Raw genomic sequence first — 26,355 nt, 5'->3', positions numbered from 1 at the left:
GCCCTCTCCCCCGTCCTGGCTACGCGCCCCGCTCCGAAGGGAGAGGCAGCCATCCGAGCCGGCTGACGCCACAGTTTCAGCCGGCACCGGCCCAGTCCCCTCTCCCTTCAGGGAGAGGGTTAGGGAGAGGGGAGATAGCCAGTACGGGGTTTCAGATGAAGACAGTTGCTCCTACACCCCGCTCGACAGGCGTAGTCTTGGAGCTCTTCGAACCAGGCAAGCGGCCCCCACATGAAGCAACTGCTCATCATCGGCATCGGTGCCGGCGACCCCGAGTACCTCACCGTGCAGGCCATCAACGCGATGAACCGCGCGGACGTGTTCTTCCTCCTGGACAAGGGCGCCAGCAAGCAACCATTGCTGCAGCTGCGTCGGGACATCCTGCAGCGCTACGTCACCCATGACCGTTACCGCCTCGTCGAGGCCGACAGCCCCGAGCGCGTGCGCGAAGGCGATTACGCCGGGCAGGTGCACGACCTCAACCGCGCCAAGCAGCAGGTGTTCGAGCAGTTGATCGACAGCGAGCTGCAGGACGGCCAGTGCGGCGCCTTCCTAGTCTGGGGCGACCCCTCGCTGTACGACAGCACCCTGCGCATACTCGACGCCATCCAGAGCGCCGGCAGGCTGGACTTCGACTACCAGGTGATTCCGGGCATCACCAGCGTCCAGGCGCTCGCCGCGCGGCACAAGGTGCCGCTCAACGCCATTGGCCAGTCGGTGCAGATCACCACTGGCCGCCGCCTGGCCGAGGGCTTCCCGGCCAACGCCGACAGCGTGGTGGTGATGCTCGACGCCGAGGATACCTACCGCCAGCTGGACGACCCCGAGCTGGAAATCTACTGGGGCGCCTACGTCGGTACCGAGAACGAAATCCTCCGCAGCGGGCGGCTGGTGGAAGTCGGCGAAGACATCCAGCGCACCCGCCGCGAGGCCCGGCAGACCCACGGCTGGATCATGGACTCCTACCTGCTGCGGCGCACACCAAAGGACAGCTGAGCCGTGGGCGCAAGGCGCCACACCACCGCCCGACAGCGAAGCCAGCCGCGCGCGGCTGAAGGAAAGAGGCCGCGGCGCCAACGAGTCGACCGAGCGCCTCGCCGCGTTCCATCCGGCCCCGCGCCGCGCAACGACGAACATCGCGACGGCTTCGACGGCGAACGGGCGCTGCAGCGACTGCAAGGGTTCATGAGCGAGGCGTCGGCGCCGGTCCAGGCGCCGTCCTGAGCGACCTTACAACGTGCGGATCGAGGTGCTGATCGCCCGCGCACACTCGATGGCTGCCGGGGCCAGACGGCGTTCCGCGTCCTCGCGGGTCCAGCGGCTGGTCGGCGCCACCACGTGCACCGACGCTACCGGGCGGCCCTGGCTGTTGCGCACCGGCGCAGCCACCGCCATGTCCCCCAGGAACAGCTCCTCGCTGTTGATCGCGTAGCCCTTGCGACGGATCTCGGCGATCTCGGCGAGGATCTCCTCCAGCGAAGTCCGGGTGTACTGGGTGTGGCTGGACAGGTCACTGTCCTGCAGCAACGTCAGCACCTCGTCATCACCCAATGCACTGAGGAAGGCGCGACCCGACGCGGTGCAGTACATGGGGATGCGACTGCCGATGGGCAGGTGGATGGGAATGAACTTGGGCCCCACGAAACGCGCCACATAGAGCATGTCGGTGCGCACCGGCTCGGTGAGATTGGTGGTCTCGCCGGTGGTCTGCGCCAGCTCGGCGAGGAAGGGATTGGCGACATCCACCAGGGTATCGGCCGCGAGGTAGTTGTAGCCGATCTCCATTACCTGCGGGGTCAGCTGGAAGCGCTTGGTCTGCGGGTGCTTGCTGACGTACCCCAGCGCCTCGAGCGTGTGGATCATCCGCTGCGCCGAACTCTTGGTGATATCGGCGGCCTCGGCTACCTCGGCGAGATTCATCGTGCGGTTGCGCGCATTGAAGGCGCGCAACACCGCCAGGCCCTTCTCCAGCGACTGGTTGAACAGGCTGTTTTCGTTGTCGCTCATGTCTCGTCCTTGCGAGGGTTTGCATGGGGATCAGGTCCTGGATCGGTCCCTGTACCGGCTTTAAATATCGATATGCGATATTTATAAATCTCTTTACGATTCTTGTAAATCATTTATATTGCGACCAAAGCCTCCTGCCGATACTCGGGGCTATCCATAACGCATAACGACAACAAACCGCGTCACATGGGAGTTCACCAATGCATCCTCGCCTCCGCGTGTTTTCCTGCGCCCTCGCGCTCGTCGCCAGCTGCGCTGCATCCCTGGTCGCCCAGGCCGAAACCCTGAAGGTGGGCGCCACCGCCACCGGCGTGCCGTTCACCTTCCTCGACGTCAAGACCAACAGTATCCAGGGCATGATGGTCGATTCCGCCCAGGCTGTGGCCAAGGCTGGTGGCTTCGACGTGGAAATCGCCCAGACCACCTTCGCCGCGCTGATCCCCTCGCTGACCGCGAAGAAGATCGATCTGATCTCCGCCGCCATGCTGCGCACCCCCGAGCGGGAAAAAGTGGTGCAGTACTCCGACCCGGTGTTCGAGTACGGCGAGGGCCTGGTGGTGCGTGCCGACGACGACAAGGCCTACACCAGCATGGATGACTTCAAGGGTGAAGTGGTGGGCGCCCAGGTTGGCACCATCTTCATCGACAAGCTCAACCAGCGCGGCATCTTCAAGGAAGTGCGCGGCTACGACTCCCTCGCCGACCTCACCCGCGACCTGGCCTTGGGCCGCATCAAGGCCGGTTTCGGCGACCACCCGATCCTCGCCTACCAGATGGCCAAGGGCACCCTGAAGAAGGTCCGCCTGGTGGACAGCTACCAGCCGCAGATCAAGGGCGAGGTGTGCCTGATCCTGCGCCAGGGCGACCCGCAGCTGCTCGCCCAGGTCAACAAGGGCATCGCCAGCATCAAGGCCGACGGCACCCTCGCCGCCATCATCGGCAAGTGGCACCTGGACTGACGTCCGCCGCTCTTCACGCCGCCCACACGACTAACCCGCACCTTTTGCCGCGGCCCCGCGCCCGGTGAAGGGTGACGGCCGCCCTGATTTCCGCTGACGGACATCCCTATGTTTCTCCAGAACGCCCTGGACTTCCTGCCCATTCTCCTGAGTGGCGCGGTGGTCACCGTGCAGGTCACGATTGCCTCGTTCCTGCTCAGCTCGCTCATCGGCCTGGCCTTCGCCCTGATGATGGTGTCGAAGGTCCGCGCCGTGGCGCTGTTCGGCATCTCCGTGGTCAACGTGATCCGCGGCCTGCCGATCATCGTGCAGCTGTTCTACATCTACTTCGTGCTGCCGGATTTCGGCGTGCAGCTGTCCGCCATGCAGGCCGGCATCATCGGCCTGGGCATCGCCTACTCGGCGTACCAGGCCGAGAACTTCCGCGCCGGCATCCAGGCCATCCAGCAGGGGCAGATCGAAGCCGCCGAATCCCTCGGCATGCGCGGCCCGATGATCATGCGCCGGGTGGTGCTGCCGCAGGCTTTCCGCATCGCCCTGCCGCCCTATGGCAACACCCTGGTGATGATGCTCAAGGACTCCTCGCTGGTGTCCACCATCACGGTGGCCGAGATGACCCGCGCCGGCCAACTGATCGCCTCCTCGACCTTCGAGAACATGACCGTCTACACCCTGGTCGCCCTGCTCTACCTGGCCCTGAGCCTGCCGCTGTCGTTCGCCCTGCGCCGCCTCGAAGCGCGCATCGCCACGAGGAAGAAAGCATGATCCGCATCCAGTCCCTGCACAAAAGCTACGGCAGCACCCGCGTACTCGAAGGCATCGACCTGTCGGTGGAGAGCGGCCAGGTGGTGTGCCTGATCGGCCCGTCCGGTTCGGGCAAGTCCACCCTGCTGCGCTGCATCAACGGGCTGGAGACCTACGAGGGTGGCGACATCCTGGTCGGCGAGGAGCGGGTCGACCGCCACGCCCACTCCATCCATGAGATCCGCACGCAGGTAGCGATGGTGTTTCAGCGCTTCAACCTGTTCCCCCATCGCACCGCGCTGCAGAACGTCATGGAAGGCCCGGTCTACGTGAAGAAGGAGCGCCCGGACGCCGCCCGCGAGCACGCCCGCGCCCTGCTGGAGAAAGTCGGCCTGGGCCACCGCATGGACGCCTACCCGGACGAACTCTCCGGCGGCCAGCAGCAACGCGTGGCCATCGCCCGCGCCCTGGCCATGCGCCCCCAGGCGATTCTCTTCGACGAGCCGACCTCCGCGCTGGACCCGGAGTTGGTGGGCGAAGTGCTGGCGGTGATGCGCAAGCTGGCCGACGAAGGCATGACCATGGTGGTGGTGACCCACGAAATGGGTTTCGCCCGCGACGTGGCGGACAAGGTGTGCTTCCTCTACGGCGGCCGTATCGTCGAGGAAGGCGCGGCCAAGGACGTGCTCTGCGCGCCGCGCCAGCCGCGCACCCAGGAGTTTCTCCGGCGTCTGCTGAACACCGACGGGGGCCAGGCATGAAAACCCAGCCTCTGGCATTGCCGCCCTCACTGTGGGCGGCCACCGCCAACCCGGCCGCAGCGACCCCGCCCCTGGCGCAGGACAAGCAGGTCGATGTGGCCATCGTCGGCGCGGGCTATACCGGGCTGGTCACCGCCCTGCACCTGGCCCGCAACGGCGTGCGCGTCTGCGTGCTGGACGCTGGCGAGCCGGGCTGGGGCGCCTCCGGGCGCAACGGCGGGCAGGTGATCCCCGGCCTCAAGCATGACCCCGACGACCTGCGCCGACTGTTTGGCGGCGACCAGGCCGAGCGCCTGATCGAGGTCGCCGGTGGCGCCGCCGACGAAGTCTTCGAGCTGATCCGCCGCTACGACATCGACTGCGAAGCCACCCGCCAGGGCTGGATCCAGCCGGCCGCCTCGCCCGCCGCCCTGCGCGCCATCGAGAAGCGCGCGGAGCAGTGGCGCCGGCACGGCGTACCGGTGGAACTGCTCGACCAACGCAGCGTCGTCCAGCGCATCGGCAGCCAGGACTACCTCGGCGCCTGGGTCGACCCGCGCGCCGGCAGCGTCCAGCCGCTGAGCTACGTGCGCGGCCTGGCCCGCGCCGCGCTGAGCGAAGGGGCCGCCATCCACGGCCATAACCGCGTGACCGCCCTGCGCCGCCACGGCGACGGCTGGCAGCTGACCACGGACACCCAGCACAGCGTGACGGCCGAAAAAGTCATCCTCGCCACCAACGGCTATACCGACGACCTCTGGCCACGGCTGCGGCAGACGGTGATCGCCGCCAACAGCTTCATCGTCGCGACCAAACCCTTGCCGGACCACCTGCGGCGCAGCGTGCTGCCCAATGGCGAGGTCTGCTCGGACGCGCGGCGTCTGCTGCTCTACTTCAAGCAGGACGCCCACGGCCGCCTGCTGCTGGGCGGCCGCGGGCCGTTCGCCGAGCCGCGCTCGCCCGGCGACTGGCTGCATCTGAAGCGCTCGCTGCTGGGACTGTTCCCGCAACTGGCCGGCGTCGAGTTCGAGTACCAGTGGAGCGGCCGCGTGGCGCTGACCCCGGACTTCATGCCAAGGCTGCATGAGCCGGCGCCGAACCTGAGCATCCTGCTCGGCTACAACGGTCGCGGCATCGCCATGGCCTCGACCCTGGGCCGGCATCTGGCAGAGCGTCTGCTGGACCGCGAGAAGGACTTCCCCTTCCCCGTCACGCCGGTGCGGCCGATCCCCTTCCACAGCCTGCAGCGCCTGTACCTGGGCGTGGGCATCACCTGGTACCGCCTGCTCGACGCCGTGTTCTGACGGCGGCCAACCTGCCCCACCAGCCCTGGCGCGAGCTTTTTCACGCCAATTCCCACGCCTTGCGGAAAGTGGATAGAACGCCCCCGTGCTGCCAGCCGACACTAGTCCGGCCTGGCAGCACGATGCTGCGTGCGCATCCCTTATAAAACCAAGAAACCTTCCGAGGCTTGTATGACCACCCCCGCCGAGCAACTGGAGCAACGGCTGAAGCAACAGAAAATCACCGAAGTCGAATGCGTGGTGAGCGACCTCACCGGCATCGCCCGCGGCAAGATTTCCCCCACCAACAAGTTCCTCGGCGAAGGGGGCATGCGACTCCCCGAAAGTGTCCTGTTGCAGACCGTCACCGGCGATTTCGTCGATGACGACATCTACTACGACCTGCTCGACGAAGCGGACATCGACATGGTCTGCAAGCCCGACCCGAACGCCATCTTCCTGGTGCCGTGGGCGCTGGAGCCGACCGCGATGGTCATCCACGACACCTTCGACAAGGTCGGCAATCCCATCGAACTGTCCCCGCGCAACGTCCTCAAGCGCGTACTCAAGCTCTACGCCGACAAGGGCTGGAGCCCGGTGGTGGCGCCGGAGATGGAGTTCTACCTGACCAAACGCAGCAGCGACCCGGACTTCCCGCTGGAAGCCCCCGTCGGCCGCTCGGGCCGCCCGGAAAGCGGCCGGCAGAGCTTCTCCATCGACGCCGCCAACGAATTCGACCCGCTGTTCGAAGACGTCTACGACTGGTGCGAACTGCAGGGCCTGGACCTGGACACGCTGATCCACGAGGACGGCCCGGCGCAGATGGAAATCAACTTCCGTCACGGCGACGCGCTGAGCCTGGCCGACCAGATCATCGTGTTCAAGCGCACCATGCGCGAAGCCGCGCTCAAGCACGACGTCAGCGCCACCTTCATGGCCAAGCCGATCACCGACGAGCCGGGCAGCGCCATGCACATCCACCAGAGCGTGCTGGACATCGCCACCGGCAAGAACATCTTCGCCGCCGAGGATGGCTCCATGAGCCAGCTGTTCCTGCACTACATCGGCGGCCTGCAGAAGTACATCCCGAAAGTGCTGCCGATGTTCGCGCCCAACGTGAACTCCTTCCGCCGCTTCCTGCCCGATACCTCCGCGCCGGTGAACGTCGAATGGGGCGAAGAGAACCGCACCGTGGGCCTGCGCGTGCCCGCCGCTCCGCCGGCCGCCATGCGCGTGGAAAACCGCCTGCCCGGCGCCGACGCCAACCCGTACCTGGCGCTGGCCGCCAGCCTGCTCTGCGGCTACCTGGGCATGATCGAGCAGGTCAACCCCAGCGCCGCCGTCCAGGGCCGCGCCTACGAGCGCCGCAACCTGCGCCTGCCGATCACCATCGAGGACGCGCTGCAGCAGATGGAAGACTGCACCGTGCTCAAGGAATTCCTCGGCGAGAAGTTCGTGCAGGGCTACGTGGCGGTCAAGCGCACCGAGCACGAGAACTTCAAGCGGGTGATCAGCTCCTGGGAGCGTGAGTTCCTCCTGCTGAGCGTCTGATCCCTCATCCCTGACTTCACAACAACAATTCGGGAGTCCCCATGAGACTGCTGCGCACCCTTGCGCCCTTCGCCCTGGCAGCCATCGCCTCGGCCGCACACGCTGCACCTACCGTCAGCATCTACAACTGGACCGACTACATCGCCCCGGACACCCTCGCGGGCTTCCAGAAGACCACCGGGATCAAGCCGGTGTACGACGTCTTCGACTCCAACGAGACCCTGGAAGGCAAGCTGCTGGCGGGCCGTTCCGGCTACGACGTGGTGGTGCCATCCAACCACTTCCTGACCCGCCAGGTGCAGGCCGGCGTGTTCCTCGAACTCGACCGCAACCAGTTGCCGAACTGGAAGCACCTGGACCCGACGCTGCTCAAGCTGCTGGAACAGAACGACCCGGGCAACAAGCACTCGGTGCCCTACCTGTGGGGCACCAACGGCATCGGCTACAACGTCGCCAAGGTCAAGGAAGTGCTGGGCGTGGACCGCATCGACTCCTGGTCGGTGCTGTTCGAGCCGGAGAACATCAAGAAGCTCAGCGCCTGCGGCGTGGCGTTCATGGACTCGCCCGACGAGATGATCCCCTCGGTACTCAACTACCTGGGCCTGGACCCCAACAGCACCAACCCGGCGGACTATCCCAAGGCCGAGGCGAAGCTCGTGGCGGTGCGTCCGTACGTCACCTACTTCCACTCCTCCAAGTACATCTCGGACCTGGCCAACGGCAACATCTGCGTCGCCTTCGGCTACTCCGGCGACGTGTTCCAGGCCGCCGCCCGCGCCAAGGAAGCCAAGAACGGCATCGAGATCGCCTACAGCATTCCCAAGGAAGGCGCGAACCTGTGGTTCGACCTGATGGCGATCCCCTCGGATGCGACCCATCCCGAGCAGGCCCTGGCGTTCATCAACTACGTCCTCGACCCGAAGGTGATCGCCGGCATCAGCGAATACGTCGGCTACCCCAGCGCCAACGCGGACGCCAAGACGCTGCTGCCCGAGGAGATGCAGAACAACCCCGAGGTCTACCCGAGCCAGGCCGTGCTCGACAAGCTGTACATCGCCAAGGCGCCGCCGCCCAAGATCATGCGCCTGATGACCCGCAGCTGGAGCAAGATCAAGTTCAACCAATGAGCCGAGACCGACCCATGAAACACACCGAGGAGCACGCCGCGTCCTATTACGCCGCGACCGCCCGCGACCGCCAGCAATACCCCTCCCTGTGCGGGGACCTGCGCGCGGAAGTCTGCGTCATCGGCGGCGGCTTCACCGGCGTGAACGCCGCCCTGGAGCTGGCCCGCCGCGGCCACTCCGTGGTGCTGCTGGAGGCCCGGCGCATCGGCTGGGGCGCCAGCGGGCGCAACGGCGGGCAACTGATCCGTGGCATCGGCCACGACGTCAGCGGCTTCGCCAAGTACGTCGGCGAGGAAGGCGTGCGCTACCTCGAGCAGGCGGGTGTGGACTCGGTGGCGCTGGTCGCCGAGCGCATCCGTGAACTGGCTATCGAGTGCGACCTGCGCTGGGGCTTCTGCGAGCTGGCCAATACCCCGGCGCAGTATGCCGCGATGGTCCAGGAGCAGGAGTCGCTGAGCCGTTCCGGCTACCCCCACGAAACCCGCCTGGTGCCGCCCGAGCGCATCCGCGAAGTCGTCGCCAGCGACTGCTACGCGGGCGGGCACATCGACATGGGCTCGGGTCACCTGCACCCGCTGGACCTGGTCAAGGGCGAGGCGCGCGCGGCACAAGCGTTCGGCGCACAGATCTTCGAACAGAGCCCGGTGCTGCGCATCGAGCACGGCGCGACGGCCATCGTGCACTGCGCCCAGGGCCGCGTGCTGGCGAAGAACCTGGTGCTCGGCTGCAACGCGCACCTGGACGAGCTGGAGCCGAAGCTGACCGGCAAGGTCCTGCCGGCCGGCAGCTACGTGGTGGCGACCGAACCGCTGTCCGAGGAGCTGGCGGCGCAGCTGATCCCGCAGAACATGGCGCTGTGCGACCAGAAGGTAGGGCTGGACTACTACCGCCTGACGGCCGACCGCCGCCTGCTGTTCGGCGGCGCCTGCCACTACTCCGGGCGCGACCCGAAGGACATCGGCGCCTACATGCGGCCGAAGGTGCTCAAGGTGTTCCCGCAATTGGAACAGGTGAAACTCGACTACCAGTGGGGCGGCATGATCGGCATCACCGCCAATCGCTTCCCGCAGGTCGGACGACTCAAGAGCCAGCCGAACGTGTACTTCGCCCAGGGCTATTCCGGCCACGGGCTGAACGTCACGCACTGGTCGGCCAAGCTGCTAGCCGAGGCCATCCACCAGGGTGAGAGCAAGGGGCTGGACCTGTTCAGCGCCGTGCCCCACCTGACCTTCCCCGGCGGCAAGCTGCTGCGCTCACCGCTGCTGGCGCTGGGCATGGCGTGGTATCGGGTGCGGGAGCTGATCGGCTGAGCGGCGTTGCCGGAGACGCATCGCGGACGGAGTCCGCGATGATTCACCGCCTACTCCGCCGCTGGGCCCAGTGTAGGAGCGGGCCATGCCCGCGAGCCGCGGACAGCGTCCGCGCCATTCCCCAACAATCGAACGGCCGAGCCATTACTCGCGAACCGCACGGCACCGTTTCGAAAGAAAACGCAGCCCCGCCTCAGCCGCGCCCGCCCAGCTTCGCCGTGGTCTTGGGATACTCCCCGAACAGCGCGAAATACGACTGGGAAAACCGCCCCAGGTGCCAGAACGACCACTTCATCGCCACTTCGGCGACGGTCATCCCGGACTCGGCGGCCGCCAGCAGGTCGCGGCGCGCCGCATTCAGGCGACGGTTGCGCAACCAGACAATGGGCGGGATGCCCGCGTAATGCAGGAACGACTGCTGCAGCGTGCGCGGCGAGACGCCCGCTTTCGCGGCCAGGTCGGCCATGCCGAACTGCTCGTCGGGGCAGTCGTTGACCACTTCCTTGACCCGCTGCACCACGCGCTTGGCCTGGACGATGGAGCGCGCGCGGCGCTCTTCTTCCAACGACGCTTCACACAGCAGCGAGAAACAATGGGAGACGATGCTCTGCGCCACACCCGGCGCGTCCATCGGATCGTCGCCCCGGGTCGCACCGGCGAGCAGGTTGCTCAGCGAAGTCGCCACCGACTGGCAATGGCCCGAGCGCAGCGGCGTGAGCACCAGTTCGGCAAAGGTATCGGCGGGTTGGCCCCAGTTCGCCGCGTCCTTGATCACCACCGCCACCTCGCGGTAGTTCTCCGGCGTGACCCAGGCGTTGCGGGTGTCCCCGTCGAGCAGATAGAGGGCGTTGTCGGACATGTCGAAACTGAACACCAGCGCACCGGGCGGGGCGTGGAACTCCTGCTCAACGCGCAGGTTCATCTGCTCCTCGTAGAGCTCGATGCCCTCGACCTCTGCATGCAGGATGCGCCCGGCGAAACGCCCGGCGGACATCTGCGTGTACTGCTGCTCCCAACCAGGAATGGCTATGCGCTGCTGGTCTACTTCCTGTGCTTCGACAACCCGGATCGCCATACCCAGCCCTGCTGGTTTTTTCAGATGGGGAAGGCTAACAACCGGTGCTCGCCCCGTGCAAGATCTCGAACAGCAAAGGCACGCGGGAATTACTCGCCCGGACGAGAAATCCGCCGACCGGACGTGGCGATCAGCCCGGTCGCCCGCGCCCGCAGCTGGCCGCAGCCGCCCTCGACCTCCTGCCCGGCGCTGTTGCGCACCTTGGTCAGCACACCCCGGCTGTGCAGGTAGCGGACGATCTCGACGATGCGCTCGCCATCCGGCCGCTGGTAGTGGTCGCCCTCCAGCGCGTTGAAGGGAATCAGGTTGAGCACGCCGAACTTGCCCTTGAGCAGGCGCAGGATCCCGTCGAGTTCTTCCTGGCTGTCATTGATGCCCTTGAGCAGCGTCCACTGGTACTGGATGGGGTAGTCCGTGGCGCGCGCATAGGCTTCGCCCTGCTCCACCAGTTCTTCGGGCGAAAGCTTCGGCGCGCGCGGCAACAGGTGCTCGCGCAGCGCGGCGTTGCTGGTGTGCAGCGACAGCGCCAGGGCCGGCTTGATCCGCTGCTGCGGCAGGCGTTCGAAGACGCGCGGGTCGCCCACGGTGGAGAACACCAGGTTCTTGTGGCCGATGCCGCCGTCGGTGCCGAGGCGGTCGATGGCCTCGAGCACGTTGTCGAGGTTGTGCGCCGGCTCGCCCATGCCCATGAACACCACCTTCTTCACCGGCCGCACCCGCCGCGCCAGCACCAGTTGGGCGACGATCTCGGTGGTGGAGAGCTGGCGCAGCAGGCCGCTCTTGCCGGTCATGCAGAAGCGGCAACCCACCGCGCAGCCGACCTGGGTGGAGACGCACACGCCACCGCGCGGTAGCAGCACGCTCTCCACCATCTGCCCGTCGGCCAGGCGCACCAGCAGACGCTCGGAGTCGTCGCCCGCCGGATGGCGGGAATGGAGAGTCGCCAGCGCATCCAGCTCGGCGGCGAGCGGCCCGACGCCCTGGCGCACGCTCAGCGGCAGGAAGTCCTCGGTGGCCTGGCGCCTGGTGCCGGCATCCAGCGGCTTGCCCTGCAGCCAGGCACGCAGCATCCGCGCGCGGTGCAGGGGCAGCGCGCCAAGGTCGGCGAGGCGTTGGTCGAGATCATGGATGTGCATGGGGCGCGAATCCTACCACCAGCGCAGGTCCGGGCGTAGCGCTGTCGGTCGCGTACCCGAGCGACACGCGCAGAGGCTCATTCCAGAGCCGCCCCAGCGGTATTTTTGAGATGTTTCTTATTCAGTCGCCCGAGCCTGCGCCCTACAGTGCCGCCGCCCCGCCTCACCAGGAAGTGCGGGACATTGCACACAAGGAGTAAGCATGAAGAAGTTCCTGAGCGCCGCCGCACTGGTTTCAGCGACCGTACTGGCCAGCGGTTGCACCAGCTACAACGTCAGTCAGCCCATCGCCCCGGTAGCGGGCGCGGTGAAGACAGACCTGAAGGCCGACGTCGCCGTCGGCGGCCCCATCAGCGGCCAGTCGCAGGTCAACATCCTGTTCGGCTTCATCAAGTTCGGAGGCGACAGCCAGTTCGCCGACGGCGTGACCTATGGCGCCGAAAGTGGCTCGGGCATGAGCCTGGCTGCATTCGATCCGGTGTCGTCGGTCAAGGCTGCTGCAGCCTACAAGGCCGTGAAAAGCTCCGGCTCCGACCTGATCGTCGCGCCGCGCTATGAAGTGTCCGTTCAGGACTACTTCTTCTTCAAGAAGGTCGACGTCAAGGTGACCGGCAACAAGGGCAATATCAACAACATCCGTTGATGCCCTGCGGGCGGGGCGCAATGCCCCGCCTTCGGCTGGAGCGAATGCGGCGGCAATGCTAGGGTCTGCCCATCGCACTGCCAGGACGTCGTCATGCACCGGATCGCCCCACTCCTCTTCCCGCTTCTGTTCGCCAGCCTCGCCCAGGCCGCCCCGCCGGACTTCGACGCCAAGGTGAACACGCTCGCCCAGCAGGTGATGCGTGACAACGGCATCGCCGGCCTCGCCATCGGCGTGACCGACCGCGGCGAGCAGCGTTTCTACAACTTCGGCGTGGCATCGAAGCAGACCCGGCAACCGGTCAGCAGCGACACGCTGTTCGAGATCGGCTCGGTCAGCAAGACCTTTACCGCTACCCTCGCCGGCTTCGCCCAGGCCGTCGGCAAGCTCAAGCTGCAGGACAGCCCGACACGCTACCTCAAGGAACTGCGCGGCAGCGCCCTGGACAAGGTGACGCTGATCCAGCTCGCTACCCACACCGCTGGCGGCTTCGGGCTGCAACTGCCCGAGGAGGTGAAAACCCCGCAGCAACTCACTGACTACTACAAGGGCTGGCAGCCGCAGTACCCCGCCGGCAGCCAGCGCAGCTATGCCAACCCGAGCATCGCCCTGCTCGGCATCGCCACCGCGGGCGCGCTCGACGTACCGTTCAAGACGGCCATGCAGCGCAACGTCTTCGCCCCGTTGGGGCTGAGCAATACCCACATCGACGTGCCTGTGACGCGTCAGGCCATCTACGCCCAGGGCTACGACAAGAACGACGCTCCGGTGCGGGTCAACCCCGACCAGATCGCCGACGAAGCCTATGGGGTGAAGTCCAGCAGCCGCGACCTGCTGCGCTTCGTGCAGATCCAGCTGGGCGAGGTCGCGCTCGGTGACAAGCTGCGGGCAGCCGTGGATGCCACCCGCACCGGGTACTACCAGGTCGGCCCGATGACCCAGGACCTGGTCTGGGAGCAGTACGCCTATCCGCCCACGCTGGCGGAGCTGCAGCAGTACAACGGCAGCAGCATGCTGGACACCCAGCCGGTGACGGCGCTGCGCAAGCCACTGCCGCCGCAGCAGGCGGTCTGGGTGAACAAGACCGGCGCCACCGGCGGCTTTGGCACGTACGTGGCCTTCATCCCGTCGAAGCAGCGCGGCATCGTCATCCTCGCCAACCGCAACTACCCCAACGAGGTACGGGTCAAGCTGGCCTGGGACATCCTCTCGAAGCTCGACTGAGCGTTTGCGCATCATCTTCCTGTAGGAGCGGGCCATGCCCGCGATCCGCGGACACAGTCCGCGCCCGCCACAGACACCGAAGCCGCGGGAAGCCATCGCGGACGGAGTCCGCTCCTACGCTCATGGGTAGGTCCGGCGCAGGGCTGGTCGCGAGCGTGGCTCGCTCCTACAGGCGAACCTCCGTGCCCCGTGTAGGAGCGGGCCACGCCCGCGATCCGCGGACACAGTCCGCGTCCACCGGTCGCTTCCATCGATATCGGTGATGTTCTGAATCAAAATGCCGGTAATGCCCGCTGGCGGGCGAACCTGTAGCGTGGTCCCCTGACGCATTCCGCCACCCGAGGATCAGTGCCTTGCCCCGCCTCCCACTGCAACGCGCGCCCATCGACGACTACAGCCATTCCCCGCAGTACATCGCCGGCCGATTCCGCAACCTCAAGGCGCGCCCCGCCGACATGCCGGAGCCAGGCGCCGGGGTGCTCTGGGACCTGCTGTTCAACAAGCCGCGCAATACGGTGCCACGTGCCCCGGTGCCGGTGCGCGCGCTGAGCGCTGACGAGCTGCAACGGGCCCCCGACCGCAGTCTGTACCGACTCGGCCATTCCACCCTGTTGCTCAAGCTGCGCGGCGGCTGGTGGCTGACCGACCCGGTGTTCTCCGAACGCGCCTCGCCGTTTTCCTTCGCCGGCCCCAAGCGCTTCCACGCGCCGCCGATCGCCCTGCATGACCTGCCGCCGATCCGCGGCGTGATCCTCTCCCATGACCATTACGACCACCTCGACCGCGCCACTATCGCCGTGCTTGCCGAGCGCGCGGACGTTTTCCTCACCCCGCTGGGCGTGGGCGACCGCCTGCTCGACTGGGGCGTGCCGGCGGAGAAGATCCGCCAGCTGGACTGGTGGCAGAGCACCACGGTGGACGGCCTGTGCCTGACTGCCACGCCGGCGCAGCATTTCTCCGGCCGCGGCGTGCGCGACGGCAACCGCACCCTGTGGTGCTCCTGGGTGATCGAGGACGATAGCCTGCGCCTCTTCTTCAGCGGCGACACCGGCTACTTCGACGGTTTCGCCGAGATTGGCCGGCGCTTCGGCCACTTCGACCTGACGCTGATGGAAACCGGTGCCTACAACGAACACTGGCCCTACGTGCACATGCACCCGCAACAGACCGTGCAGGCGCACCAGGACCTCAACGGCCGCTGGCTGCTGCCGATTCACAACGGCACCTTCGACCTGGCCATGCATGCCTGGTACGAGCCGTTCGAGCGCGTGCTGGCCATCGCCGCCGAGCGCGGGCTCAGCGTTACCACGCCGATGATGGGCGAGCGCATCGATATCCAGGCGCCGCACCCGGGCGAGCGCTGGTGGCGCGGCGTGGTCGCCGAGGAAGCACGCGCACCGGCGCCGCGTTGTGGCTGTCGCACCGCCCGCGAGAGCTGAGTCCGCAAGAGGCCAACTCAAAGCGGACGGAGGCCATCGCGGACAGAGTCCGCTCCTACAGTGATACCCCAGCGCTCGGGCCCACCCCAACCCTGGCTGCGCGCCCCGCTCAGAGGGGGAGAGACCCTTCGGTGCAGGATGAAACTGCAGCGTCAGCCGGCACAATCTGCTCCCTCTCCCTCTGGGAGAGGGCTGGGGTGAGGGGGAGAACGTCGGCACAAACTTGCCAGAGAGAAGACAGTCACTACTACGCGAGATTGCATCACGAAACCGTCAGTGTAGGAGCGAGCTTGCTCGCGAACAGCTCAGCTCCAGAGCCAAGGGTTCGCGAGCAAGCTCGCTCCTACGAAAAGCCCATTGGCGCAACTCGGTTTCAATCGCTGGCCAGCTCGAACAGCTGCCAGCGCACCGAGCTGACACCCTTCTCCAGGCTGATGCGGCTGACCATGCGCTCCAGTTGCCCGGCAGCGCCGTGGCCACCGAGCAGTTCGGCGCGCACCTCCAGTTTCGCCGGGTTGGCCTGGTCTTCGCTGTGCAGCGATTGCAGGCGCAGCTCGCTGCTGTCAAGGCTGTGCAACATCAGGCTACGTACCTGGATTTCATCCTCGGCGCGGCAAACGATGGCGACGCCATAACGCTGCTCCGCCTCGCTGGCCGGCACCACGTCCTGGTGATTGATGCGCTGGGCGATGTCGCGCAGCAGGATGTTGGCGCAGAGCACCACCACACTGCCCAGCGCGGCCTCCAGCAGCAGCCCCATGCTGCACAGCACACCGATGGCGGCCGTGCACCAGAGCGTGGCGGCGGTGTTCAGGCCGCGCACGTTCAGGCCGTCGCGCATGATCACGCCGCCACCCAGGAAGCCGATCCCCGAGACCACGTAGGCGGCGATGCGCGGGGCATCCGCCGAGAGCCCCGGCATGGCCTGCGTCATCAGCACGAACAGGCAGGCGCCGGTGCTGACCAGCGCGTTGGTGCGCAGGCCGGTGAGGCGCTGGCGCAGTTGGCGTTCGGCGCCGATCAGGGCGCCCAGCAGGAGTGCCGCGGCGACCCGCAGCAGGAAGATTTTCCAATCCATGTTCCACCTCGTTCGCGGCGCTTGGCCGCTCCATGCGCCGGCCGGGCGGCGCGCATTCGGGGGATGGATTGCGAGGGAGCGAAGGGCCGGGTGGCCCCGCAGGGGAAAGGTGAAACGTCATCCGCAAGGATGCGTCTCGCCACTGTCCGCAACGCAGCGAGACAGGGGCAGGGTTCTGCCGGACGGCTCGCTGTTCAGACCTGTCGCAATCGACCAGGGCAAGTGTCCAAGGCAGGACTCCTCTTCAGATTCAAAAAAAGCGACCGGACCCGGTGTGAGCACTGCCCGGGACAGCTCCGGCCGCGAGTCGTCATCATCCCCCGGCTGGCTTAAGGTTTTCTTAGGACACCATCGGCCCTACCATGACCCGCCCGTCACCTCGCACTGGAGAGCCGCATGCCGTCTGCCATCAGCACCCGAGAACACTGGATCGGCAGCGACCAGGGCCAGCTGTTCGCCCAGGACTGGACACCTGCCGGCGCGCACGGCGAGCCGATCCTGCTGCTGCATGACTCGCTGGGCTGCGTGACCTTGTGGCGCGATTTCCCGGAGCACCTGGCGCACGCCACCGGCCGCCAGGTGATCGCCTACGACCGCCTGGGCTTCGGCCGCTCCGAGCGCTACCCCGGCGCCCTGCCGCTGGATTTCATCGACGACGAGGCGCGGCGCTTCTTCCCCCTGCTGCGACAGCACTTCGGCTTCGAGCGCTGCGTGGTGTTCGGCCACAGCGTCGGCGGCGCCATGGCCGTGGCCTGCGCGGCGCAGCATGGGCAGGCCTGCGCGGTGCTGATCACCGAGTCCGCGCAGGCATTCGTCGAGCACCGGACCCGCGACGGCATCCGCGCGGCGGAATTGGAGTTCGCCCGCGAGGGTCAATTGGAGCGCCTGCGGAAGTACCACGACGACAAGGCCTTCTGGGTGCTGCGCGCGTGGGTCGATACCTGGTTGTCGGACGACTTCAGCGACTGGAACCTGGATGCCGAATTGGCGCAGGTACGCTGCCCGATCCTCAGCCTGCATGGCGAGCAGGACGAGTACGGCTCGGCGGCGCACCCCGAGCGCCTCACCGCTGTGCCCGGCGTCCCCAGCCAGCTGCGCCTGCTGCCCGATTGCGGCCACGTCCCGCACCGCGAGCAACAGCCGGCGGTGCTCCAGGCGGTGACCGAGTTCCTCCAGCACCATCTGCCCTAGGCCTCGTCATTCGCCGGCTGCGGGGTTGCCGTCTGGCTGGAAAGTTGAATCAAAGGGCGCGCGGCACGGTCACTGACAACAGGCGCAGTCGCCTCCCGACACTCGGTGACGGGAGTGGGCCTCAAGGGCGCCGTTGCGATGACTCCACGGGGAACCCGCGCAACGGCCGGATGCTTCTTTGTGCGCAGGTAGGTTCGAACATGTGCCGCCTTGTTCCGCTGTTGTTGCTCATCGTGTGGACACCCGCCTCCCTCGCTGCCAGCCTCGGCTCCTCTTCCGACGAGAAAGCCCAGGCCGCGGTGACCAAGGCCGAAGCGCTGGAGCAGCAGGTCGCCCATCCGGCCACGGCGGTGACCAGCCCGGCGCCCATCAGCAAAGCCGAAGTCAAGGCGCTGGACCCGGCCGGCAAGGCTCCGCTGGACGACGCCCTCACCTGCCTGTCCCGGACCATCTACTGGGAAGCCAAGGGCGGCGGCAAGGCGGACATGGAAGCGGTGGCCAATGTGGTGCTCAACCGCACCGGCCACAACGGCTTCCCCGACACCGTGTGCGGTGTGGTCAAGCAGGGCCAGGCGCAGAAGCACTGCCAGTTCTCCTGGTGGTGCGATGGGCGCTCCGACCAGGTGGAAGAAAAGAACCGCTATGACCTCGCCAAGGAAATCGCCCGTCGCGCGCTGAACCAACAGCTGACCGACCGCACCCGCGGCGCCATGTACTTCCACGACCGCCACGCCTCGCCCGGTTGGGCGAAGACCTATATCCGCACGGCCGAGACCGACGAGTTCGTCTTCTACAAGCCGCGCGGCGGCGATGCGCGCTAGCTGGCGGAGCCGTCGCGCTGGGAGTCCATCCAGCGCACCAGGGCTTCGCCGAATTCCGGCGGCGCCTTGCGCCCGACGCGGCGCGCCAGGTCGAGCACGGTGTGTTGCGCCAGCGCCTCTTCCATGCGCTTCTGCGCGGTCAGCATGACCGCGTGGACCGAGCAGGTGCCGCACGTCGCCCATTCCGGCGGCGAGCCTTCGAACACGGCGCAGCGGCCACGGATGTCGCGGCATTCGAAGATCAGCTTGTCGCCATCGATGGCCCTGACGATGTCCAGCACGCTGATCTCGTCCGCCGGCCGCGCCAGGCGGAAGCCGCCCCGCACGCCTTCGGTGGCCGCCACCAATCCGGCCTTCGCCAGCTTGGTGAACACCTTCGCCAGCAGCTCCTGCGGCACGCCCTGCAACTCGGCCAGCGCACGCACGCTGGAGTCGCGGCTGTCGCCTTTCTCGTCCGTCAGGAAGAGCAGGCAGTGAATCCCATACTCCACGCCCGCACTGTATAAAGCCATCAAAAACTCCGACTAGATAAGTCGCACTATTATCGCGCCACGGCGGGCGTCCGATAAGCACTAAAGCATGCCGTCAGACGGGCTGTCACCCGCCAACCGTGAAGCTCAGGGCATCTGCGCGTTTTCCAAATCGATAGGCGTCAGGGACCTTTGCTCAGGCGACGGCGACGAGCAGTCGGAGTTTGCGAGAAAAATCGGTTGCGCCACATAACTACGACTAATATAGTCGTAGTTACTCGAGACGAGCCGGGAAGCGAACCGCTCCGATGTCAGGCACTCGGGAACCCCACCCTGGATTCACACTTTTCGTCGGAGACCACCATGAAACAACGCATCCTGATCGTCGGCAGCGGCTTCGCGGGCATGTGGAGCGCCCTGAGCGCGGCGCGCCTGCTCGACCTGCACCAGCGTGACGACATCGAGGTCGCGGTGCTCGCGCCCCAGGCCGAGCTGCGCATCCGCCCGCGCTTCTACGAACCCGACGTGCACCGGATGGCCGCACCGCTGGGCGAGCTGTTCGGCGCCGTGGGCGTGACCTTCATCCAGGGCAGCGCCGAGCAGATCGACGTCGATGGCCGCCAGCTGGATTACCGCAACGCCCGCGGCGAGACCGCCACCCTGGGCTTCGATCGCCTGATCCTGGCCAGCGGCAGCAAGGTCGCCCGCCCCGCCCTGCCGGGCATCGAACACGCCTTCGACGTGGACGACATCGACCAGGCCGTACGCCTGGAAACCCATCTGCGTTCGCTGCAACAGATGCCGGAATCGGCCGCGCGCAACACCGTGATCGTCGCCGGCGGCGGCTTCACCGGCATCGAGACGGCCACCGAGATGCCGGCCCGCCTGCGCGACGTGCTGGGCGCGCAGGCCGAGGTGCGGGTGATCGTGGTCGATCGCGGCGCCGAGATCGGCAGCGCGCTGGGCGCCACCTCGCAGTCCGTGGTCGAAGAAGCCTCGGCCGAAGTGGGCGTGGAATGGCGCCTGAAGGCCTCGGTGGAAGCCATCGATGAAAACGGCGTGACCCTTTCCAGCGGCGAGCGCATCGAGGCGAAAACGGTGATCTGGACCGCCGGCGTGCGCGCCAGCGCGCTGACCGAACAGGTGGCCGGCGAGCGCGACCGCCAGGGCCGCCTGCACGTGGACCGCAACCTCCAGGTGATCGGCCAGGACGCGGTGTACGCCACCGGTGACGTCGCCTATGCCGCCGTGGACGAGGCCGGCAACCACGCGCTGATGACCTGCCAGCACGCCATCTCCCTGGGCCGCTCGGCCGGCAACAACGCCGCCGCCGACCTGCTCGGCGTGGCGCCGATCCCCTACAGCCAGCCCAAGTACGTGACCTGCCTGGACCTGGGCGCCTGGGGCGCGCTGTACACCGAAGGCTGGGATCGCCAGGTGCGCTTCCTGCGGGAGGAAGGCAAGAAGATCAAGACGGAGATCAACACCGTGTGGATCTACCCACCGGCGGCCGACCGCGCCACCGCGCTGGCGGCGGCTGACCCGATGATTCCAGTCGTGGCGTGATACATCGAGCCATGCCCGGCGTCGCACGCGATGGCGGGTGTGGCTGATATTTTCACGGGCTCCCCGAGCTGGGCGGATTCGCGAGCAAGCTCGCTCCTACAACAGGCATGTAGGAGCGGGCCACGCCCGCGCCAGCCATGTCGGCGTATTCCGATCCCACCCGGAAATACCGAGCTCCCCGCCACATTGTAGGAGCGAGCTTGCTCGCGAACCTGCCCGAAACGCCGCCCTCGCCGGCGGTTCGCGGGCATGGCCCGCTCCTACAGTGAGCCGTCAACTCGGCCTTGGCTTTGAGTTTGGCTCCTGAATACGTCCAGAGAAACCGCCGCGCACACCGAGGGTCCCGTGCGGATATTTCTCTGGAAATCCCAAGGACAAGAGCAACGATCAAGAACGAGAGCATGGCGGTTGCTCCCGTAGGAGAGACGGGAGCGCCTGGCCCTTGTCCGCGGCATCCATCGCGGCGTATTCCGATCCCACCTGGAAATACCGAGCCCACGCCACATTGTAGGAGCGAGCTTGCTCGCGAACCTGCCCGATACGCCGCCCTCGCCGGCGTTCGCGGGCATGGCCCGCTCCGACAGTGAGCCCGACGGTCGTCAGACCAAGCGCCATTGACGGCTCCACGCCACCGGATAAACTGTATATCCATACAGTTATTTCGAGCAATCCCATGTCCCGCCATCCCATCTCCCTTCCCCGGCCCTCGCGCCGGGTGCATGACCGTCGCCGCGCGGCGGGCGGGAGGTCGTGATGGGCAGCGTGGTCGCGCTCGACACCCTGTTCCACCAGCGCCAGGTCTGGAAGGGCCAGCCGCAAGGCCTGCCGCCGAGCCAGCAGCCCACCGGCCATGCCACGCTGGACGCCGCCCTTCCGACCGGCGGCTGGCCGGAAGCCGCGCTGAGCGAAATCCTCCTGGCCGCCGAAGGCACCGGCGAACTGCAACTGGTCTGGCCGACGCTCGCGCGGCTCAGCGCGGCGGGCGAGCGCATCGTGCTGGTCGCACCGCCGCACATTCCCTACCCGGCCGCCTGGCAGGCCGCTGGCGTTGCGCTGGAGCAGCTCGCCATCGTGCGAGCCCAGGGGGGCGATGCGCTCTGGGCCGCCGAGCAGTGCCTGCGCTCGGGTAGCTGCGGCGCCGTGCTGTGCTGGCCGCAGCAGGCCGACGACCGCTCCCTGCGCCGCCTGCAGGTGGCCGCCGAAACCGGGCAGACGCTGGCCATCGCCTACCGCTCGCAGCGTGAAGCGCTCAACCCGTCACCCGCCGCGCTGCGCCTGGCGCTGGACGCCAACCCGGCGCAGCTGCGCGTGCTCAAGTGCCGCGGCGGCCTGGCGCCGGCGCGGCCCATCCCACTGCCCTGGCACTGAGGTCGGCATGCTCTGGGCCTGCATTCTCCTGCCACAGCTGGCGATGGACGGCGTGCTGCGCGGCCGCGCCGATCCGGACGCCGCCCTGGCGCTGCTCGCCGGGCCGACCCAGCGCCGCGTGCTGCAAGCGGTGAACCCGGCCGCGCGGGCGCTGGGGCTCAAGCCTGGCCAGTCGCTCACCGCCGCCCAGGCCTTGAGCCGCGACTTCGCCACCGCCGAGTACGACCTGCGCGAGGTGCAGCGCTGGCAGAACCTGCTGGCCGCCTGGGCCTATGGCTTCAGCTCGCAGGTCAGCCAGCACTACCCGCGTGCGCTGCTGCTGGAGGTGCAGTCCAGCCTGCAACTGTTCGGTCCCTGGCCGCGTTTCGAGGCGCGCCTGCGTGAGGAGTTGAACGGGCTGGGCTTCCGCCACCGCATCACCGCCGCGCCCAACCCGGCCGCCGCGCGCATTCTCGCCAACGGCCACGATGGCCTGGCGATCCATGACCATGAGCAACTGCGCCAGTACCTGGGCAGGATGCCGCTGGAGCGCCTGGGCCTGGAGCGCGACGCGGCCACCTCGCTGGGCCGCATGGGCCTGCGCAGCCTGCAGCAATTGCTCGCTCTGCCCCGCGAGAGCCTGGCCCGGCGCTTCCCGGCGCAGGTATTGCGGCAGGTCGATACCCTGCTCGGGCAGCGCCCGCTGGCCCTGGAGTTCTACCGGCCGCCGGATACCTTCGAGTCGCGCATCGAGCTGAATTTCGACGTAGAATCCACCCAGGCGCTGCTGTTCCCCCTGCGCCGCCTGACCGCCGACCTCGCCGCCTTTCTCGCCGGGCGCGACAGCGGCGTGCAGCGGTTCGTCCTCTATCTGGAACACCACGAAGGCAGCGACACGCCGATGCCGGTCGGCCTGCTCAGCGCCGAGCGCGAGGCGGCGATGCTCTTCGAGCTGACCCGTGGCCGCCTGGAGCAACTGCAACTGCGCGCGCCGGTGCACAGCGTGCGGTTGCTGGCCGATGACCTGCCGCCCTTCGTGCCGCAGCACCGCGAGCTGTTCGACGACCGCCCGCAGCAGTCGCAGCCCTGGGAACAGCTGCGCGAACGCCTGCGCGCGCGGCTGGGCGACGACGCCGTGCACAACCTCGGTGGCCGCGCCGACCATCGCCCGGAGCGCGCCTGGCAAAGCACTTCCGCCCCGCTGCTGCCCGTCACCGAAGCCCCGCGCCCCGGCTGGCTGCTGGCCGAGCCCCAACCGCTGCGCGAATTCGCCCCGACCCTGCTGGCCGGCCCCGAGCGCATCGAGTCCGGCTGGTGGGACGGCGAGGACATCCGACGCGACTACTACCAGGTGCGCACCCGCAGCGGCCAGCGCGCCTGGGCGTTCCGCCCGGTGGGCGACGACGGCCCCCTGCTGCTGCACGGCTGGTTCGCATGAACGCGCCGGCCGAAGGCATCGGCTATGCCGAACTGCACTGCCTGTCCAACTTCAGCTTCCAGCGCGGCGCCTCCAGTGCCGCCGAGCTGTTCGAGCGGGCGAAAAAGCTCGGCTACTGGGCGCTGGCGATCACCGACGAATGCAGCCTGGCCGGCATCGTTCGCGCCTGGCAGGCCTCGAAGGAGACGGAAATCCCGCTGATCACCGGCAGCGAACTGAGCATCGAGCAAGGCCCGAAACTGGTGCTGCTGGCGGAAAACCTGGCCGGCTACGAGAACCTCTGCCGCCTGCTCACCCACGCCCGGCGCCGCGCCGAGAAAGGCAGCTACCGCCTGGTGCGCACGGACTTCGACGGCAACCTCGAGCACCTGCTGGCGATCTGGCTGCCACGGGGCAGCCAGGACGACGACGGCCTCTGGCTGCGCGGGCTGTTCCCCGAGCGCCTGTGGCTGGGCGTCGAACTGCACAAGGGCCCGGACGACGCCGGCAAGCTGCACCGCTTGCAGGAACAGGCCGCGCGTCTGGGTATCCCCGCGGTGGCCTGCGGCGACGTGCACATGCACAGCCGCGGCCGCCGCGCCCTGCAGGACTGCATGACCGCCATCCGCCAGCACCTGCCGGTGCACGAGGCCGGGCAGTACCTCTACCCCAATGGCGAGCGCCATCTGCGACCGTGGGAGGCGCTGGCGTCGATCTACCCCGCCGAGCTGCTGGCGGAAACGCTGAAGATCGCCGGGCGCTGTACCTTCGATCTGGGCGACCTCAAGTACCAGTACCCGCGCGAGCTGGTGCCCGAAGGGCATACGCCGACCACCTGGCTACGCGAGAAGACCGAGGAAGGTATTAAACGGCGCTGGCCAGATGGCGAGACCGAGAAAGCCCGCGCGCAGGTGGAATACGAACTGGCGCTGATCGCCGAGCTGAAGTACGACAGCTACTTCCTCACCGTCCACGACATCGTTGCCTTCGCCCGCAGCCGCAGCATCCTCTGCCAGGGGCGCGGCTCGGCGGCCAACTCGATCGTCTGCTTCGCCCTGGGCATCACCGAGCTGGATCCGTCCACGGCCAACCTGCTGTTCGAACGCTTCATCTCCCGCGAGCGCAACGAGCCGCCGGACATCGACGTCGACTTCGAGCACGACCGTCGTGAGGAGGTCATCCAGTACGTGTTCCGCCGTTATGGCCGCAGCCGCGCCGCGCTCACCGCCGTGGCCAGTACCTACCGCGGCGCCGGCGCGGTGCGCGACGTGGCCAAGGCGCTGGGCCTGCCGCCGGACCAGGTCGGCGCGCTGGCCGACTGCTGCGGCGCCTGGAGCCGCGAGGCGCCGCCGCCCGAGCGCCTGCTGGAGGCCGGTTTCGATCCGGAAAGCCCGATCCTGCGCCGCGTGCTGACCCTCACCGGGCAACTGGTCGGCTTCCCCCGCCACCTGTCGCAGCACCCCGGCGGCTTCGTCATTTCCCAGCAGCCGCTGGAAACCCTGGTGCCGGTGGAGAACGCGGCGATGCCCGAGCGCACCCTGATCCAGTGGGACAAGGACGACCTCGACGCCGTCGGCCTGCTCAAGGTCGACGTGCTCGCCCTCGGCATGCTCAGCGCCCTGCGCCGCTGCTTCGACCTGATCGACGACTATCGCGGCAAGCAATGGACTCTTGCCACCCTTCCGCAGGGCTGCACCAAGACCTATGACATGATCAGCCGCGCCGACACCGTGGGCGTGTTCCAGATCGAATCCCGCGCGCAGATGGCGATGCTGCCGCGGTTGCGGCCCAAGGAGTTCTACGACCTGGTCATCCAGGTCGCCATCGTCCGCCCCGGTCCGATCCAGGGCGACATGGTGCATCCCTATCTGCGGCGGCGGAATAAGCAGGAACCAGTCGTTTATCCGCATGAGGAAGTGATTTCGATATTCGAACGGACGCTGGGCGTTCCGCTGTTTCAAGAACAAGTCATGCAACTGGCAATCAAAGCTGCCGACTACACGCCCGGCGAAGCCGACCATCTGCGCCGCTCCATGGCGGCCTGGAAGCGCCACGGAGGCTTGGAACCTCATCGTGAGAAGCTGTTCGAGCGTATGTCGGCCAAAGGCTATCCGCAGGAATACATCGCGCGCATCTTCGAGCAGATCAAGGGCTTCGGCAGCTACGGTTTCCCTGAATCCCACGCCGCCAGCTTCGCTCTGCTCACCTACGCCAGCTGCTGGCTGAAGTGCCACGAACCGGCCGCCTTCACCTGCGCCCTGATCAACAGCTGGCCCATGGGTTTCTACAGCCCCGACCAGTTGCTGCAGGACGCCCGCCGCCATGGCCTGGAGATCCGCCCGGTGGACGTGCGCCACAGCCACTGGGACTGCACCTTGGAACCGATCCCTGACCGCCAGCCGGCGATCCGCCTCGGCCTGCGCATGGTGCGCGGGCTGCGTGAGGACGTCGCCCATGCCGTGGCCCAGGCGCGCGAGCAACGCGTCTTCGCCGACGTCGCCGATCTCTGCCTGCGCGCCCATCTCGATGCACGCGCCCGCGAGCAACTGGCCGACGCCGGCGCCCTGCGCGGCCTCGCCGGCCACCGGCACAAGGCGCGCTGGGCGATTGCCGGGGTCGAGCCGCAGCTGCCGCTGTTCGCCGGCCAGGTCACCGAGGAAGCGCCGGTCAGCCTGCCGCTGCCCAGCCGCGGCGAGGACCTGTTCACCGACTACGCGACCCTCGGCACCACCCTCGGCCCGCATCCCCTGACCCTGCTGCGCGGCGCCCTCAAGGCCCGCCGCTGCCGTAGCTCGCGCGACCTGCTGAAGCTGGAAGCCGACCGCCCGGTGCGCGTCGCCGGCCTGGTGGTCGGCCGCCAGCGCCCCGGCACGGCCAGCGGCGTCACCTTCGTCACCCTGGAAGACGAGTTCGGCATGATCAACGTGATCGTCTGGCGCGACCTCGCCGAACACCAGCGCCGCCCCTTCCTCAGCGCCCGCCTGATGCAGGTGGACGGCACCCTGGAAGCCAAGGACGGCGTGCGCCACGTGATCGCCGGACGGCTGACGGACCTGAGCGGACTGCTGGAGGGGCTGGATGTGCGGAGTCGGGATTTCCGCTGATGTGCCCTTTGCCGCCCCCAGCGGTTCGCGAGCAAGCTCGCTCCTACAGGTCCGGTTTGTACCGCTCGCTCTTCGTAGGAGCGAGCTTGCTCGCGAACATCTGACGTCGATCTTGCCGGCAAA

The 26,355-nt window shown here is 67.5% G+C and carries 22 protein-coding genes; 17 read left to right on the top strand and 5 right to left on the bottom strand.

From position 1 onward, the window contains the following. Window positions 1-231: 231 nt before the first annotated feature. Complete coding sequence (gene cobF / locus N0B71_RS20555; RefSeq protein ID WP_259754586.1) at window positions 232-996, top strand: precorrin-6A synthase (deacetylating); 765 nt, start codon at window positions 232-234, stop codon at window positions 994-996. A gap of 234 nt (window positions 997-1,230) precedes the next feature. On the opposite strand, the gene N0B71_RS20550 is transcribed toward cobF, so the two are convergent. Next, window positions 1,231-2,007: an IclR family transcriptional regulator gene (locus N0B71_RS20550; RefSeq protein ID WP_259754585.1), complete on the bottom strand. Its 777-nt coding sequence runs from the start codon at window positions 2,005-2,007 to the stop codon at window positions 1,231-1,233. A gap of 200 nt (window positions 2,008-2,207) precedes the next feature. On the opposite strand from N0B71_RS20550, the gene N0B71_RS20545 reads away from it, so the two are divergent. From N0B71_RS20545 to N0B71_RS20515, 7 genes are all read left to right on the top strand, one after another. Beyond that, on the top strand, window positions 2,208-2,966 hold the full coding sequence (locus tag N0B71_RS20545; RefSeq protein WP_259754584.1) for an ABC transporter substrate-binding protein: 759 nt from the start codon (window positions 2,208-2,210) through the stop codon (window positions 2,964-2,966). A 108-nt stretch (window positions 2,967-3,074) separates the two neighbouring features. Continuing rightward, entirely contained in the window at window positions 3,075-3,731 is a 657-nt protein-coding gene (locus N0B71_RS20540) for an amino acid ABC transporter permease (protein WP_192295640.1), read from the top strand. Further along, on the top strand, window positions 3,728-4,471 hold the full coding sequence (locus N0B71_RS20535; protein ID WP_259754583.1) for an amino acid ABC transporter ATP-binding protein: 744 nt from the start codon (window positions 3,728-3,730) through the stop codon (window positions 4,469-4,471). The genes N0B71_RS20540 and N0B71_RS20535 overlap by 4 nt, the downstream gene beginning before the upstream one ends. Next, complete coding sequence (locus N0B71_RS20530; protein WP_259754581.1) at window positions 4,468-5,754, top strand: NAD(P)/FAD-dependent oxidoreductase; 1,287 nt, start codon at window positions 4,468-4,470, stop codon at window positions 5,752-5,754. The genes N0B71_RS20535 and N0B71_RS20530 overlap by 4 nt, the downstream gene beginning before the upstream one ends. A gap of 171 nt (window positions 5,755-5,925) precedes the next feature. Further along, a complete protein-coding gene (locus N0B71_RS20525) occupies window positions 5,926-7,284 on the top strand; it encodes a glutamine synthetase family protein (protein WP_259754580.1) in 1,359 nt (452 codons plus the stop codon). Window positions 7,285-7,325: 41 nt separating this feature from the next. Then, entirely contained in the window at window positions 7,326-8,411 is a 1,086-nt protein-coding gene (locus tag N0B71_RS20520; protein ID WP_259754579.1) for a polyamine ABC transporter substrate-binding protein, read from the top strand. A 14-nt stretch (window positions 8,412-8,425) separates the two neighbouring features. Continuing rightward, a complete protein-coding gene (locus tag N0B71_RS20515; protein ID WP_259754578.1) occupies window positions 8,426-9,721 on the top strand; it encodes an NAD(P)/FAD-dependent oxidoreductase in 1,296 nt (431 codons plus the stop codon). 193 nt (window positions 9,722-9,914) lie between these two features. Here N0B71_RS20515 and N0B71_RS20510 read toward each other — a convergent pair whose 3' ends face one another. Further along, window positions 9,915-10,715, bottom strand: coding sequence for a helix-turn-helix domain-containing protein (locus tag N0B71_RS20510; protein ID WP_259754577.1), 801 nt, complete (start codon window positions 10,713-10,715; stop codon window positions 9,915-9,917). 170 nt (window positions 10,716-10,885) lie between these two features. Further along, entirely contained in the window at window positions 10,886-11,932 is a 1,047-nt protein-coding gene (locus tag N0B71_RS20505) for an RNA methyltransferase (protein WP_259754576.1), read from the bottom strand. Window positions 11,933-12,134: 202 nt separating this feature from the next. Between N0B71_RS20505 and N0B71_RS20500 the strand changes: the two genes are divergently transcribed. The 3 genes from N0B71_RS20500 (at window position 12,135) to N0B71_RS20490 (ending at window position 15,238) form a co-directional block, all read left to right on the top strand. Further along, window positions 12,135-12,575, top strand: coding sequence for a hypothetical protein (locus N0B71_RS20500; RefSeq protein ID WP_259754575.1), 441 nt, complete (start codon window positions 12,135-12,137; stop codon window positions 12,573-12,575). Between the two features lie 93 nt (window positions 12,576-12,668). After that, a complete protein-coding gene (gene ampC / locus N0B71_RS20495) occupies window positions 12,669-13,799 on the top strand; it encodes a class C beta-lactamase (protein ID WP_259754574.1) in 1,131 nt (376 codons plus the stop codon). 353 nt (window positions 13,800-14,152) lie between these two features. Beyond that, window positions 14,153-15,238: an MBL fold metallo-hydrolase gene (locus N0B71_RS20490; protein WP_442964623.1), complete on the top strand. Its 1,086-nt coding sequence runs from the start codon at window positions 14,153-14,155 to the stop codon at window positions 15,236-15,238. Between the two features lie 373 nt (window positions 15,239-15,611). Here N0B71_RS20490 and N0B71_RS20485 read toward each other — a convergent pair whose 3' ends face one another. Next, window positions 15,612-16,316: an MgtC/SapB family protein gene (locus N0B71_RS20485; protein WP_259754573.1), complete on the bottom strand. Its 705-nt coding sequence runs from the start codon at window positions 16,314-16,316 to the stop codon at window positions 15,612-15,614. A gap of 396 nt (window positions 16,317-16,712) precedes the next feature. Between N0B71_RS20485 and N0B71_RS20480 the strand changes: the two genes are divergently transcribed. After that, window positions 16,713-17,507: an alpha/beta fold hydrolase gene (locus tag N0B71_RS20480; protein ID WP_259754572.1), complete on the top strand. Its 795-nt coding sequence runs from the start codon at window positions 16,713-16,715 to the stop codon at window positions 17,505-17,507. 200 nt (window positions 17,508-17,707) lie between these two features. Further along, window positions 17,708-18,328, top strand: coding sequence for a cell wall hydrolase (locus tag N0B71_RS20475; RefSeq protein WP_259754571.1), 621 nt, complete (start codon window positions 17,708-17,710; stop codon window positions 18,326-18,328). On the opposite strand, the gene N0B71_RS20470 is transcribed toward N0B71_RS20475, so the two are convergent. After that, complete coding sequence (locus tag N0B71_RS20470) at window positions 18,325-18,840, bottom strand: RrF2 family transcriptional regulator (protein ID WP_259754570.1); 516 nt, start codon at window positions 18,838-18,840, stop codon at window positions 18,325-18,327. The two genes, N0B71_RS20475 and N0B71_RS20470, sit on opposite strands and share 4 nt — an antisense overlap. 321 nt (window positions 18,841-19,161) lie before the next feature. Between N0B71_RS20470 and N0B71_RS20465 the strand changes: the two genes are divergently transcribed. The 4 genes from N0B71_RS20465 to N0B71_RS20450 all read left to right on the top strand — a co-directional run bounded on the left by N0B71_RS20465 (window position 19,162) and on the right by N0B71_RS20450 (window position 26,232). Continuing rightward, entirely contained in the window at window positions 19,162-20,364 is a 1,203-nt protein-coding gene (locus tag N0B71_RS20465; RefSeq protein ID WP_259754568.1) for an NAD(P)/FAD-dependent oxidoreductase, read from the top strand. Between the two features lie 753 nt (window positions 20,365-21,117). Then, the gene (imuA, locus tag N0B71_RS20460; RefSeq protein WP_259754567.1) at window positions 21,118-21,732 is read left to right on the top strand and encodes a translesion DNA synthesis-associated protein ImuA; all 615 of its coding nucleotides are present in this window, start codon (window positions 21,118-21,120) and stop codon (window positions 21,730-21,732) included. Window positions 21,733-21,739: 7 nt separating this feature from the next. Further along, the gene (locus N0B71_RS20455) at window positions 21,740-23,149 is read left to right on the top strand and encodes a Y-family DNA polymerase (protein ID WP_259754565.1); all 1,410 of its coding nucleotides are present in this window, start codon (window positions 21,740-21,742) and stop codon (window positions 23,147-23,149) included. Further along, window positions 23,146-26,232: an error-prone DNA polymerase gene (locus N0B71_RS20450; protein WP_259754563.1), complete on the top strand. Its 3,087-nt coding sequence runs from the start codon at window positions 23,146-23,148 to the stop codon at window positions 26,230-26,232. Before N0B71_RS20455 ends, N0B71_RS20450 begins: the two co-directional genes overlap by 4 nt. Window positions 26,233-26,355: the final 123 nt, after the last annotated feature.

Source organism: Pseudomonas sp. GCEP-101 (assembly GCF_025133575.1).
GTDB classification, from domain to species: domain Bacteria; phylum Pseudomonadota; class Gammaproteobacteria; order Pseudomonadales; family Pseudomonadaceae; genus Pseudomonas; species Pseudomonas nitroreducens_B.
Note: the sequence above shows the minus strand (reverse complement) of the source record. Positions and strands in the feature narration are given on the sequence as shown.